This window comes from Shewanella sp. ULN5 (assembly GCF_030731885.1).
GTDB classification, from domain to species: Bacteria; Pseudomonadota; Gammaproteobacteria; order Enterobacterales; family Shewanellaceae; genus Shewanella; species Shewanella holmiensis.
This window is the reverse complement of sequence record NZ_JAPJEE010000009.1, coordinates 58,836-72,532: the sequence shown is the minus strand read 5'-3', so window position 1 is coordinate 72,532 and position 13,697 is coordinate 58,836. Positions and strand designations below refer to the sequence as shown.

Below are 13,697 nucleotides of genomic sequence, written 5' to 3'. Positions count from 1 at the left end.
TAGTAAGCTCAAGTTTTAAATCTCTGAAATGAGAGTTATATCAAATGAATATGTTATGGGCAGTGTCATTGGTTGTGTTACATTTTTGTGCAGACGTTGTCGTTTATAGGTTCCGCGCAGACCTAGACACCGTCTAAAAAATAACTAGGTAGCAAGAGGTGGTTCGTTCGAGTGATATTGTCAACTTTGTGCTGTTATTCACTTACGAATTTACCCTTTAACGACATCGTTAATCTACTAAAGGCGTTATTTCGAGTGGCATTCACAGAATCTATTAAGCCAGAATGAAAATTAAATAAGGCTCAAGAACATCATTTAGTTACGATGAGCGAAGGTTTTTTATTAGTGTTAATGCAAGATAGCCAGCCATTGTGCTGGCTATCTTGCATTACGATAGATAAGCCTAACGGCTTATCTGCTGTTTAATGTTAATGCAGCGATATTCGTTTTGTCGGGTTTCTAGTAACGCGCGGCGAGTTAATTTAGACAATCCTGTTTGGGTATTGAGCACCTGATCTATCATGGAAATATTATCAGTTGAACAAGCCTGTGGGATCAAAGCCTGAGTATAGCTGCGCATAAATACCGGCCCTTTTTTATCAAGCTCTATTAGCTCTGCTAAACGTTGCTCGGCAGTTGCTGCGCTAAGTAAGTTTTGCTCTGAAGGGTATAAATTAAACATGGCTACCCTTAACTTAGAAAATGGTACAGCTTCGTTGTGGGCGATTGTATTCAACCATTGGCGCTTTAATTGTGTTTGTGGCCGAATAACCTCAGCAGCCAATGCCGCTTTTTCACCTGAATCTGATTTGTCCTTGGCTTTTTCTTGCATCAATAGGATATGGGCGTTGCCGTAATCAAAACGGTTAAGTTGTTTGATAATATCCCAACGTAGGTCTTGATCTAAGCTTAAGCCTCGTATTGTCGATTTTCCTGTCAATAATTGTTCAAGGTGAGACAAGGATGCTGATTGTGATGAAAAGTGTATGTATGCGGCAAACCATCGACGTTGAAAATCGCTGTTTTGATGATGTTCCATTGCCATGCGTAAGCTCATTTGGCTTAATGCTCGGCTGACTTTATCATTGTATTGCTTGTGGGCTGGCTGCATTAAATCCAGCATTGTTTTTGCTCGATATAGGTTTGAAATCACCTGACCTAAAATGGTGTAATCTTGCTCAAGCGGTGCGTTAATCAACGCCACATTGATAAAGTCGTTCAGCGGTGCCTGTCCTTCAACTACGCTGTCCCACATACTTTGCCATAGCATTGAACGCAGTAATGGATCATGCACTTTGTTCAGTGATTGCTTAGCGGTATTCATTGAGCGCTTATCAAGGTTTACTTTCACAAAGCCCCAATCATCTAGGTTTGGATACACTAAATCTGGGCAAGCTTCACCTACCAATTCTGGTACTTCAGTATACTCGCCTTTGTAGGTCACAATGGCTGTTTGGTGGTTATCTAAGCCATGACGGCGTTGATAAAGTAAGCCAATTTTTACTTTTTGCTGACGCAATGTTGGAAACTCATCACTAACAGGACGTTGCACGAGTTGAAATTCACTTATTACCCCATTAGTACACATATACTCGGCTTGAATACTATTAACCCCAGCTTTGTATAACCATTCTTGGGTCCATTGTCTGAGGTCTACATTACTGGCTTTAGCTAAGCTGCCAATAAAGTCGTCTAACTCAGCATTTTGATAACTAAATTGGGTCAAATACTGCCTTACACCTTGTCGGAATGTTTCTTCACCGAGCAAGTGGCGTAACTGCTTTAAGGTCGATGCCCCTTTTTGGTAGGTGATGGCATCTATGTTATCAAACGCATTTTGCGTGGTCGCAACTGGTACTTCTATCGGGTGAGTGGTCACCAGTGAGTCTAGTTCGTAAGCGCGTTGTTTACCTGAGGCATAAAAAGTGCGCCAGGCGTGGCTGAATTCAGTCGCTTCAGCAGTAGCAAGTGTGCCCATGAAGGCTGCAAAGCTTTCATTCAGCCACAAGCCATTCCACCATTTCATGGTGACTAAGTCCCCAAACCACTGATGTGCCATTTCATGCATGATCACGCCCGCTAAGCGCTCTTTTTGCGAGGCTGTCATTTTGGCATTGAACAGAAATTTATCTTCAGCGAAAGTAATGGCTGCGGCATTTTCCATTGCGCCATATAAAAAGTCAGGTACTAAGACTTGATCGTACTTTTTGAATGGATAAGGAATACCAAAATAGCGGTCGAAGAAATAAAGGCCTTGTTTGGTATAGTTAAACCAGTCTTCTGGCGTCACTTGCTCGGTCACGGATTGGCGAGCAAAAAGGCGCATTGGATAGGGGCCGCTATCATCTTGCCAGACATGGTAAGGGCCTGCATGCAGTGAGAAATTATATGGGCTTAGTTTTGGTGATGCAGGAAAAGTCCAAATATTATTATTGCCGTTAGGGCTAATGCTAGATTCACGCATTGCGCTAATGACTTGCCAGTCTTTAGGCGCTTGAACTGTTAATTCAAAAGTGGCTTTTAAATCAGGTTGATCAAATACCGCAAACATTTGCTGGGCAGCAGCGGGTTCAAAATGTGAGTAAAGGTAGACTTTGCCATCAACAGGATCGACAAATCTGTGCAAACCTTCTCCATTAGTGCTGTGTTCCCGGGTAAATTCAATCTCAATACTGTTTGTGCCCGACTGCAACAAAGATGGGCTTAAGGTAATATAACTGCCGTTGTAGTTAGGGTAAATTTTAGTCCCATTTACTAGCATGGATAAAATATTTGCTTTGTTTAAATCTAAAGTGAGGTTTTTAGCCGTGCCTGTTAGGTCAAAGTTGACGGTTGATTTGGCTCTAAATTGACTTTGTTCACTGAGAAAAAACGTCAGTTGATAATCGACATTACTGATCACTCTAGCCCGTTCACTTGCTTGAAATTGGCTGATATAAGGTGAATTATCTCTTTGGCTAGCCGTGGTGGAAGAGGTACTGTTACAGCCTGATAGGGTGGAGGCCAATAAGCCGATACCGGCCAGTGTTAATATCGAAGAGTGTAGCGATTTCACGTAAGTGTTCCCTTACTGCGGTATTGAAAGTCGTTAAAACATAAAAAGCCGACACGAATGTCGGCTTAAAAAATGATAGTGGGTATTTTACATACCTAAAAACGATTTAGACTTAGATTTACGGATTTCTTTTTCATCAGACCACTCAATTAAGCCTGTTTCTAAATCCATTAAGCGCATGGTCATTTTGTAGTATACATCTGTGGTACTGCCATCTTGCTTGACGATGCTAGATAAATTGCCGTAAAGCATGTATTGCGCACCAATTTGGCGGCCAAATTTAATGGCGGTGGTGGGGTCAACCATGCCGGCATTGTTTTGGTAATCTAATTGTTTACGCACAGAATCCACTTTAGTCATATCAATAAAGCGGAATTTACCTGAGCGTAATAGTTTGTTGCTGATTGAATCGGTTACAGATTCAGTATCGATATGTTCAGAGGTTTTATTCTTAATTTTATCGACAAAAATGATTGGGCGATCATTTTGCGTCATGGCAACCACGGGTGGGAAGGTCAACATGCTATCAACCATTTTGGCGGTAATGGCTTGTAAATCGGTAGAACCAAAGTTCTCATTAACGGTTTCGACTTCAGTGGCATCGCCGTATTCTACTTTCGATTGACATGCAGCAAGACCTAGCACGGCAGCAAGAACAAATATTAGTTTCATTGGTTTCATAATCAATTCCATTAGTTGATAGTGCAATTACAGGATTATTGAATAAAAACGGGTACGATTACCAGTGTCTATAATCCAAATTAATGTGGTTTTGTCAGCTTTTACTTCAATTTTGGTATTTTGTGCGTTGCCTAAGCTGATGTCATATTGGCCCTGGTCAACGTATTGTCTGGCAATTTGAGCCTGTTGAGGCAAGGTTAACCAGCTTCTGCGATCCGCTTGTTCAGTTATCACGTTAAAAATTTGCATCGCGATAGCGCCGGCATCAATTTGATCATTTCGACGCTTACTGTCACTTCTTACACTTTGGGCCATTTCTGCTTTAGCATATACCCGCAGCGCTTGTCTTACCAAGGCGGCTGGTAAATCTTCTTTTAAGGCATTGATTGCAAGCGCATCAATATTGGCAATGGGCTGTGCTTTTAACACAGTACCTAGCCCTTGTACTGTTGCAGGAGCCGCTTGCCGCCCAGATGATTGATATGTTGCTAGCGAAATAGTTTGCCAGTTGCCATCAATGGTAAAAGGTACGGTTAGGCTTTGTTTTTCAGGTACAAAACCACGCTCTATTAACATGACTACTTGTCCTTGACCCGCTTTGGCTAATTGGGCGTCCCCCCAGCGACGTTTGAATTCATCATATTGTGGCATGGATAATTGTTTTGCAAGTCGCACTAAATCTTGCTGCAAGTAATGATTATTCGGGGATATTTGGGCCGCTTTTCGATAATCAATGAAGGCATCATTGGGTTGGCCGAGTAATTCATAAAGCAACCCCGTGGTGTAATAACTGTAAGCATTTAAAAATGAACTGGTGACAGTACCGGCAGATTTCCCCAGTTTATTCACTTCGGCATCAATGGTGCCATTTGCCATTGCTTGTACAGACTTTTGCGATTTTTGATAGCGAGCTTGCTCACTAGCTTGTAACTCATTACTGCGCCTGACTTCAACCATTGCGCCTTGCGCATCTGCGGCAAATAAATAATTAAGCGCTTGATATTGATGCAGCATGATCCGCTCATAGCCCGGGCCGCGATAGGGAATAGCATTATCATTAAGCAGTAAGCTGCTGGCTTTTGCTCCCATATCTGAAACGCTAACCTTCGCCTGATCATCGAAGGCTTTATACGCTGCAATGGCTTGTTCGTAGTAGGTTTTACTTTTATCAAACTGGCCATTAATTTGCGCCATTCGCCCCGATTCCTGAGCATACAGCAGGCCGTCATTTGAGGTGATTTCTTTAGCTATCGCATCAAGGTTAACGTTAGCCGTTGGGCTATTTAATTGCTGTTTATAGGGGGCGATTTGTGAAGGGTAACTGATAAAGATACTGTTAAATGCGCAGCCTGATAAGGTCAAACACATCAATAAACTGATAATGGTTGAGCGAGGGAGCAAGTTAATTCGCAGTTTCATTCATTATCACCTTTGGACCCTTGCCGATGGAGTGCTATAAATACCGAAATTAGTTAACCGTATCAGGTCGTTGTTGTTCAGGCATGTTGCTGCGCTCAAGTAAGGTTATACCTTGAATATGGTCAAATTCATGCTGAAAAATACGCGCAACAAACCCAACGAGTATGTCAGAGATTAAATTACCATTTAGATCATGGTATTGCACCTTTATCTGCGCATGCCGCCATATTTTTACCCTTTGATCAGGAATCGATAAACAGCCTTCTTCAGCAAGTTCCATTTGTGTTGAGGTTTCTAGAATACGTGGATTGATCACCACAACCGGACGCATATTGGGGGCGTCGGGGTAGCGTGGGTTCGGTCTTGATGCCATGATAAACATGGCGGCAGAACTAAACACCTGTGGTGCGGCAATACCCACTCCATTAGCTGCCAACATAGTGGTAAGCATATCATCAGCAAGTGATTGAATGGAAACATCAAACACAGTAACAGCTTGTGCATGTTGGGCTAATATTTTTTCGCCAACAGTGGCAATAGGCAAAACCGCTGAGTTTGACATGATCATTCCCTTTTGAAACACCTAAAAATGGCAGGTTTTAATAATGTGGCGGCGGCGTTTCATCGGCTTGGCTGGCCATATTGCTAGGTTCAATAGCTTGCAATCTACTCACCATTAGCATGATTTGATGCTGCTGACGTGCGACCAGATCGTTAAGTTTGATCACTTCTTGGTTTAATTCTTCTAAGGTGATTTCTTGAAATGACATTTTTGTTTCTAAGTCATCAATTTTGGCTAACAGCTGTTCCATCAAAACCTCGTAAATAACATTTATAATTGCCAAGTTTCTAATAAACCTTGGCTGCTCACACTACTGACCGTTTGGGGTGTGGGCTGGGTAACAGAGTATACTACAGCACCTCTATTTTGGCTGTTTTTAGTCACTTGAACTTGCCATCTTTTTATTCGCTCGCCTGAGCTAACTTGCCACAAAAATACTTCCTTAGATGGTGTTCCCGTGAGTATTTGCGTATTTTTATTCACAAACCGGGCAGTAGAGAAGTTCATTTGGCGACGATATATGGCTAGCTTACTAACTGATTCACTTGTCGATGACAGCCAAATAGCCGCATTCCCAGTAATGTCTCCGGCAAAACTCAGTTTACCATCGCCACTAAGGGCAACTTTGGTTATGCGTGAACTGAGCTGCCATTGTTGTAATGGTTGTCCTGTCTGGGTTTGCCATAATCTAATTTGACCATCATTGCCGCCACTTAATGCGACCAAGCCATCATCAGAAATTGCCACACTATTAACTTTTTCTTGATGGCCTAAGAATTGAATCAAGCCTTGGTTATTAGGTTTTAGTGACATGACTGAACCATCAGCTAAGCCTACTAATGCATGGCCATTATTAGCCACGGCAACACTTTGAGCATATGACGGCAGGGTCCACCAACCGACAGACTGGCCTGTTGCTAAATCCCACAGTGCCAGTGAGTCACTCGAAAGCGTCGCGGCATAAGCACTATTATTAGCAATCGCGGTATCAAATACATTACTGCTATTTGTTGCGCCATGTATCCAATGGTATTTGATGCTGTTTTCTGTCAATGACCATAGCTGCACGCCATTGTTAGCAGTGCTAATAAGCGCATATTGACCATCTTGAGATAATGTGGCGCTATACGTTGCGTCAGCGGTTAATACCACTGAGTGGTCGGCATTAGGATGGCAGGCCAATAAAAAAAGTGAGCAAAAAACCATCAGTAAAACGCGATACATGAACTTGCTCCTTAAAAAGTTGTCCATAAGGACTCAACCCAATGGTATATCACAAATAGTTAGTATAAAGTGGCCTACTAACATTAGCCTAATTGTCTTATAACCGACAGTCATGCGCTTATTGTAACCACTTAAGGATGCTGAGGAAGCTTTAATGAAATCAATTTACAAATTATCGTTAGTTGCATTGGCCGTTGTTGGTCTTTCTGCATGTAACCAAGAAGAAGCTGTAGCGAAAAAAGTTGAGCTAACAACTGAAGCTCAAAAAGAAGCTTACAGTGTTGGTGCGTCTATCGGTAAGTACATGTCTGGTCATATCAAAGAACAAGAAGAATTAGGATTTGCTGTTGACCGTTCATTGATTATTCAAGGATTCAGTGATGGTTTAGCCGACACAACTGACCTAACTGAAGAAGAAATGCAAACCGTACTACAAGGTTTAGACAAAAAATTAAACGACAAACGTTTAGAGCAAGCTGAAACATTAGCGGCTAAAGCGGTTGAAGAAGGTCAAAAATTCTTAAGTGACAATAAAGCAAAAGAAGGCGTTGTTACCACTGAGTCTGGCTTACAGTATGAAGTATTAACTGCTGGCGAAGGTGATAAGCCTGCTGCAGAAGATACTGTAGAAGTGCATTACCGTGGTACGTTAACCGATGGTACTGAGTTTGATAGCTCTTATGCTCGTGGCGAACCAGCTAAGTTTCCACTGAATCGCGTTATTCCAGGCTGGACCGAAGGCGTACAGTTAATGAATGTTGGGGCTAAGTATAAGTTTGTTATCCCAGCTGAATTAGCTTACGGCGATCGTGATACTGGTACTATTCCTGCTAACTCAACGTTAGTGTTTGAAGTCGAATTACTGTCAATTGAAAAAGCGGTTGCTGTTGAAGCGCCTGCAAAATAATTAACTTTGATACTAATGAAAAAGGGCGCAGATAGCGCCCTTTTTTATGTTCTAAAACGGTATGGTTAAATCCACTTTAACCGATAGAATACATACATTTGTATACCGATTAATGTGATCAACCCTGCACAAAAAGCGGCGAATGCCCAATTGGTTTCAGCTCCTGGTATCCCGCCAATATTGACCCCAAGTAACCCTGTAAAAAAGCCTAATGGTAAAAATACCGCAGAAATCAGTGATAAAAAATACAATCGCTGATTAAGTTGTTCAGATTGTTTTGACAATAGCTCCTCATGAGTAACACTTGCACGATCACGTACCACATCCAAATCTTCAATCACGCGGATAAGATTTTCTTGAATTTCTCTAAAGCGAATTTTGTCATTGTCATCTAACAGTAAACTATTTTCGTGGAGTATTTTTGTTAATGCTTCACGTTGTGGTGCAAGGTAACGTCGAATAACCACCGTTTGTCTTCTTAGCTCTGCGATATCGGTTCTCAGTGTTTTATTTGCCGTGGTTACCACAAGCTCTTCTAGTTCATCAAGTACGTCTTCAATTTTATGAATGAAATCTACTTGGCGGAGGGTTAATTGCTCTGTTACCGACAAGATAAAGCCTGCACTATCGACCGGGCCTTTTCCCGCCTTAATTTTTTCAGCAACATCAATCACAGAATGCAGTTGGCGTTCACAGGTGGAGATGATCCTATGCTCTTCAGTATAAATACGGATTGATACCATATCTTCCGGATCTGAGTTAGGGTTGAGGTTAACGCCGCGTAAGGTTAGCAGCATGCCATTGTTTGAATGAACAACCCTAGGGCGTGTATCAGCGGCAAGCAGAGTATCTAATTCAGCTTTTCCCAGCCCCTGTTTGGATAGCCAATGGCGAGAATCGGTCGACTTATATTTTAAATGCACCCACAGTAAACCATCTTCGGGTTTCCAATCGGCTAATTGCTCTTTTGATAAAGATTGGCCTGCATTGGGACCTGTCATGAGTAAGCAATAAATAAATCCATTGTGCATGGCGATTCCTTAAATAGCGGATTTTATCAATTAATCCTTATGGATAGCCTTACTTTACGATATTTTAAGGTAATCCCCCAGTAGTTATCGGGTTTTCATCTGCGGCAAAATATCATTTATGGTTTAAAATAGGATAAAACGGTTTAAGCGCGTTTCTCAATTGAATAAGAGTAAAAAATGGAATACGAATTTCGACGTAATCGTCTTGATGGCACTGTGTTTGCCAATTTCACAATGGACCATGAGGTTTTTGGACGCTGGTTTGCTGAAGAGTTAGGAGCAGATGTTATCCGCACTCAGCAGATTGTGGAGAGCATATCGCAATTGATATCAGGAACAACTAACCTTTGGCGCGACATTGGTACTGATTTGACGATAGATGCAGATTCAGAGCAGGTGCGAATTTTCGTAAATGCGATAGATTTTGATGAAGAACATGATTTCGAAGAGGGCATGGGCTTATATGATGCCGAATCAGAAGGATATTGTGGGCTTGAGGATTTTGATAAAGCGTTGAAAAGTTGGTTGGTTTTTATTCAAGAATAATACAATGACGCGAACATTTTTGCATTATGCCCGCGCGTTAAATAAATGAGCTAGCATTCCCTAACATCTTACTCATCAAAATAGTCACTAGCACTAAAGAATAAATCACGATGTCCTTACGAACATCGTGATCATTTAAGTCATCTGTACCTATAGCAGCTGTCACTTATTTACTTTATTGATTTAAATACCTAACCGCCATTTCTGTTCGTGACTTAGCGTTGGCTTTACGCAGTAAGTTTTTAACATGAACTTTTACTGTGCCCTCGCTAATATGCAAATCTTCCGATATCACTCGATTACTTTTGCCTTCGGCAAGCTCTTGCAGAATTTGTAGTTCACGTGGCGTGAGGCTTTCAATCCATTGATTATCGTCAGTGGCATTTTTTAACTCATACATGTAGGCTTCGACTTCTTCGCTGATCACGCGATGGCCTAACATGGCTTTTTTAAGCTGCTCAAGTAATAACTCAGGCTCAGTATCTTTGAGTAAGTAGCCATCAGCGCCAGCGCGCAGTAAACGGATAACATCTTGTTTTGCATCAGATACTGTTAAAATAACAATTCTGGCAGTCACGCCTTCTTGGCGCATAGCATTAAGCGTATCTAAGCCTGACATGCCCTTCATATTTAAATCTAATAAGATAATATCGGGTTCGTTATCACTTAACGCAGTAAGGGCATCTAAACCTGTACCAGCTTCTCCAAATAAAGTGAAATCTCCATCAGATGTAATAAGTTGGCAAATACCACGACGAAGTAAGGGATGATCGTCGACAACGAGTACTGAATATGGTTTACCCATTTAAAGGCTCCTGCTGTGGTGGAAAACTAAGAGTAACGGTTGTGCCGCCTTGTGTATTGGCACTAAAGGACAATTGCCCATTTAATTTACTGGCTCGCTCATGCATGATCCCGATCCCAAAATGTTGATCTCGTTCTTTTAAGTGCGATACCCCAACACCGTCATCTGAAATCGTGATGTTGATTATTCCTGAAGCGGATAGCTGACAATCTATCACGATATGTTTGGCATTTGCGTGTTTTATTGCATTTAAAGTAGCTTCGCGGGTTAATTGTAAAATATGAATATGTTGTTTGGCTTCAAGCAAATGTGCTGACAGTTTGTAATTCAAACTTAGTTGGATATCGGTTTGGGAACGTAATTGGTCCAGCATGACTTCTAAAGCGTGATTTAAGTTGGGCTCTTTAATGGTTAAGCGGAATGTAGATAATAATTCACGCAGTTGAGCGTAGGCAAAACTTACCCCATCGTTAATTTCAACAATCTGGTTTTCGACTTCTTCGTTACGACAATTATCCGGTAGCTTTTTGCGTAATAAACTGACCTGAATTTTTAAAAATGACAGTAATTGCCCTAATGAGTCATGAAGTTCTCTGGCAATCACCGCACGCTCTTCCATCAAGGCTAATTGCTGTCTTTGTTCGGTGGCATTATGGATGGTAATCGACCGTGCTAGCATTACGGCGAAATTTTTAAATAATGGGTTATTGAGTTGTGCTGAGGAAATAACCTCTAGATATCCTTGACGAACTTTATCTAACTGTAAAGGGAAGCACACACTGTTTTTAATGTGTTCAGGCCAGCCATTACTGGCTTGAATAATGTCTTGCGATTGATCTTCGTGCTCAATCACTAATCTGAGAAAATTTAAATTTTCATAATTTTGCAGCTGATTCAACGCCGATTTAAGTGCTTTGTAATCTAACCGATCTGAATGCAGCATAATAAGGTTATCGTACAAAAAATTTAACTCATTATTGGTGCGGGTGAGCGCTAAGGTTTTTTCGGCGACCTGATTTTCAAGATCTTCATACAAATTGGATAATTCTGAGGCCGTTTTTTTCAAGGCATTACTCAATGCGGTCAACTCGATATAATCTGTTTTAGGCATATCGACTTTGAAATTACCCTGTGAAATAGTGAGTGCACTATCCATCAAAAGTTGTAGGGGCTTTACAACGCGTCTACGGGTAAAAATCACCGCCACTGCAGCTACAGCAAGCATTAAGGTTAAGCCTATGACTTGGCTTAATACTAATAGTTTCAGTTTATAGGCCGCAAATAGCTCTATTTCCATCACTAAAATATCAATAGTATCGACAAAATCCTTCAATGAATCACGGTATGACCGAGTATCACCCGCCTCAGCATACGCTTTCATAACCTGCCACTTATCGATCACTAATAGATACTGATTTGATAAGGGGTTTGGGGAGTACCACTTCAGTGAATTTTGTAAAACATCTGATTTTAGCGTGTTTTCAAACTCTTTAATTTTCTCTGAAACGATGTTGCTGCCTGAATTACTCATAAGCAGTAATCGATAGCTTTGCATGCGCAGTGAACCCGAGGCATTAATGGCGCGCGAATCACCTAAGCTAAATGATAAGTTAACAATGGCATACAGCGCTAAACTGGAAGAAAGTAAAATAAGGACTAACATTAGTCCAAAAATCGTAGAGGTAAGGCTACCGCGCTTTAACATTTTTGTTCCATTTTGTTGATATATGTTGCGTTATAAGTGTGTCATATTTTGTTGTTTAAAACAGGCTACAAGTATTGCAAACAGAGAGTTCTACATTAGCGGTCACTTTATTACATTAACAAATTTGAAAAAATGTGAGATACAACACGTTCACATATTGATCTGGCGCATACTTCTATAACTATACTCCTAAAGGGGTATTTTTTGTTGGTGATAAACTAGCTAATTTTGACCTTGGAGATATCGTGGTTATTAATTAAATATAAAGTAACACGGAGTTAAAGGTGATGAAGATGAACGTAAAAACAACTGCACTAAGTGCTGTTATTGCGGCCAGCTTTATGGTTGCTGGAGCAATGGCAAGCGATAAAACTGAACCCCGCAATGAAGTATACAAAGATAAATATGCAGCGCAATATGAATCATGGCATGACACAGCAGAAAGCAAAGAAATTGTTGATATGCTTGAAGAAGTGCCTAGCCTAGTTGTGCTATGGGCAGGTTACGGTTTTGCTAAGGATTATAATGCGCCACGTGGCCATATGTATGCAGTAACTGATGTTACTAATACATTGCGTACGGGTGCCCCAAAAAATGCTGAAGACGGCCCAATGCCAATGGCATGTTGGAGCTGTAAAAGTCCTGATGTTCCTCGTGTAATTGAAGAACAAGGCGAAAATGGTTATTTTGCTGGCAAGTGGGCTAAAGGCGGCCCAGAGATAGTCAATACTATCGGTTGTGCTGACTGTCATGAAAAAGGCTCTGCTAAATTACGTTTATCTCGTCCATTCGCAGAGCGCGCAATGGAGACAATTGGTACGCCATTTGATAAAGCTTCTCGTAAAGACAAGCAATCAATGGTGTGTGGCCAATGTCACGTAGAGTACTACTTTGAGAAAACTGCAGACCGTCCAGGTTTTGTGAAATTCCCATGGGATATGGGTACCACGGTTGAGCAGATGGAAGTTTACTATGACAGCATGGAGTTCTCTGACTGGACTCATGCAGTATCTAAAACACCAATGCTAAAAGCACAGCACCCTGGTTATGAAACTTGGAAGCTAGGCGTTCATGGTAAAAACAACGTAACTTGTACCGATTGTCATATGCCTAAAGTGGCTAAAGCAAACGGCAAAGGTAAATTCACCGATCATAAAGTGGGTAACCCATTTGATCGTTTCGAAGAAACCTGTGCGACTTGTCATAACCAAAGCAAAGAGTTCATGGTTGATTTAACTAATGAACGTAAGAAGAAAGTGAATGAGCTAAAAACTAGCGCTGAAACTCAACTTGTTAAAGCTCACTTTGAAGCAAAAGCGGCTTGGGATGCGGGTGCAACTGAAGCTGAAATGAAGCCTATCCTTATGGATATCCGTCATTCACAATGGCGTTGGGACTATGCAACAGCATCACATGGTGTTGCAGCTCACGCAGCTGATGAAGCGTTACGTATTTTAGGTACTTCTGTAGATAAAGCGGCTAATGCCCGTATCAAGCTTGCTCAATTATTAGCGGCTAAAGGTGTTAAGCAACCAATAGCTTACCCAGATACATCTACTAAAGCTAAAGCACAAGCTGCATTAGGTATGGACATGAAAACGATGAATGCAGAAAAAGACGCATTCAAGAAGAATGTTGTGCCTAAATGGCAAGAAGAAGCTAAAAAACGCGAAGCAACTTACAAGTAACAAGCTAAGTGTTATTCAGGTTAATGAATAAATTTCTCTGAATTAAAACTTCAACATCAAAAGCCCTCATTCTG

At 41.2% G+C, this 13,697-nt stretch carries 13 protein-coding genes; 3 read left to right on the top strand and 10 right to left on the bottom strand.

Going from position 1 to position 13,697, the window contains the following annotated elements:
• Nucleotides 1-403: 403 nt before the first annotated feature.
• From pepN to ORI98_RS10525, 6 genes are all read right to left on the bottom strand, one after another.
• The gene (pepN, locus tag ORI98_RS10550; protein ID WP_371931151.1) at nucleotides 404-3,055 is read right to left on the bottom strand and encodes an aminopeptidase N; all 2,652 of its coding nucleotides are present in this window, start codon (nucleotides 3,053-3,055) and stop codon (nucleotides 404-406) included.
• Nucleotides 3,056-3,142: 87 nt separating this feature from the next.
• A complete protein-coding gene (gene lpoB, locus ORI98_RS10545) occupies nucleotides 3,143-3,736 on the bottom strand; it encodes a penicillin-binding protein activator LpoB (protein ID WP_306135183.1) in 594 nt (197 codons plus the stop codon).
• A 27-nt stretch (nucleotides 3,737-3,763) separates the two neighbouring features.
• The gene (locus ORI98_RS10540) at nucleotides 3,764-5,155 is read right to left on the bottom strand and encodes a COG3014 family protein (RefSeq protein WP_306135182.1); all 1,392 of its coding nucleotides are present in this window, start codon (nucleotides 5,153-5,155) and stop codon (nucleotides 3,764-3,766) included.
• Between the two features lie 49 nt (nucleotides 5,156-5,204).
• On the bottom strand, nucleotides 5,205-5,738 hold the full coding sequence (gene def, locus ORI98_RS10535; RefSeq protein ID WP_371931150.1) for a peptide deformylase: 534 nt from the start codon (nucleotides 5,736-5,738) through the stop codon (nucleotides 5,205-5,207).
• A 16-nt stretch (nucleotides 5,739-5,754) separates the two neighbouring features.
• Nucleotides 5,755-5,967 carry a SlyX family protein gene (locus tag ORI98_RS10530; protein ID WP_188840786.1) on the bottom strand — a complete coding sequence of 71 codons (213 nt, stop codon included), beginning with the start codon at nucleotides 5,965-5,967 and terminating at the stop codon, nucleotides 5,755-5,757.
• 20 nt (nucleotides 5,968-5,987) lie between these two features.
• The gene (locus tag ORI98_RS10525) at nucleotides 5,988-6,941 is read right to left on the bottom strand and encodes a WD40 repeat domain-containing protein (protein ID WP_306135181.1); all 954 of its coding nucleotides are present in this window, start codon (nucleotides 6,939-6,941) and stop codon (nucleotides 5,988-5,990) included.
• 154 nt (nucleotides 6,942-7,095) lie between these two features.
• Here ORI98_RS10525 and fkpA point away from each other — a divergent pair, with 154 nt between their 5' ends.
• Nucleotides 7,096-7,848 (top strand): FKBP-type peptidyl-prolyl cis-trans isomerase, encoded by a 753-nt coding sequence (fkpA, locus tag ORI98_RS10520; RefSeq protein ID WP_261299063.1) that lies wholly within the window; start codon nucleotides 7,096-7,098, stop codon nucleotides 7,846-7,848.
• Between the two features lie 65 nt (nucleotides 7,849-7,913).
• Here the strand turns inward: fkpA and ORI98_RS10515 are convergent, their stop codons facing one another.
• On the bottom strand, nucleotides 7,914-8,879 hold the full coding sequence (locus ORI98_RS10515; protein WP_261299064.1) for a zinc transporter ZntB: 966 nt from the start codon (nucleotides 8,877-8,879) through the stop codon (nucleotides 7,914-7,916).
• Between the two features lie 177 nt (nucleotides 8,880-9,056).
• On the opposite strand from ORI98_RS10515, the gene ORI98_RS10510 reads away from it, so the two are divergent.
• Nucleotides 9,057-9,425: a YacL family protein gene (locus tag ORI98_RS10510; RefSeq protein WP_261299065.1), complete on the top strand. Its 369-nt coding sequence runs from the start codon at nucleotides 9,057-9,059 to the stop codon at nucleotides 9,423-9,425.
• A gap of 37 nt (nucleotides 9,426-9,462) precedes the next feature.
• Here ORI98_RS10510 and ORI98_RS10505 read toward each other — a convergent pair whose 3' ends face one another.
• Genes ORI98_RS10505 through narQ form a run of 3 tightly spaced genes read right to left on the bottom strand, consistent with a single transcriptional unit; the run spans nucleotide 9,463 to nucleotide 11,935 of the window.
• Nucleotides 9,463-9,591 carry a hypothetical protein gene (locus tag ORI98_RS10505; protein WP_306135180.1) on the bottom strand — a complete coding sequence of 43 codons (129 nt, stop codon included), beginning with the start codon at nucleotides 9,589-9,591 and terminating at the stop codon, nucleotides 9,463-9,465.
• A 9-nt stretch (nucleotides 9,592-9,600) separates the two neighbouring features.
• The gene (locus tag ORI98_RS10500) at nucleotides 9,601-10,230 is read right to left on the bottom strand and encodes a response regulator (RefSeq protein ID WP_261299067.1); all 630 of its coding nucleotides are present in this window, start codon (nucleotides 10,228-10,230) and stop codon (nucleotides 9,601-9,603) included.
• Nucleotides 10,223-11,935, bottom strand: coding sequence for a nitrate/nitrite two-component system sensor histidine kinase NarQ (gene narQ / locus ORI98_RS10495; RefSeq protein WP_306135179.1), 1,713 nt, complete (start codon nucleotides 11,933-11,935; stop codon nucleotides 10,223-10,225). The genes ORI98_RS10500 and narQ overlap by 8 nt, the downstream gene beginning before the upstream one ends.
• Nucleotides 11,936-12,222: 287 nt before the next feature.
• Here narQ and nrfA point away from each other — a divergent pair, with 287 nt between their 5' ends.
• Nucleotides 12,223-13,623, top strand: a complete 1,401-nt coding sequence (gene nrfA, locus ORI98_RS10490) for an ammonia-forming nitrite reductase cytochrome c552 subunit (RefSeq protein ID WP_371931154.1) — start codon at nucleotides 12,223-12,225, stop codon at nucleotides 13,621-13,623.
• Nucleotides 13,624-13,697: the final 74 nt, after the last annotated feature.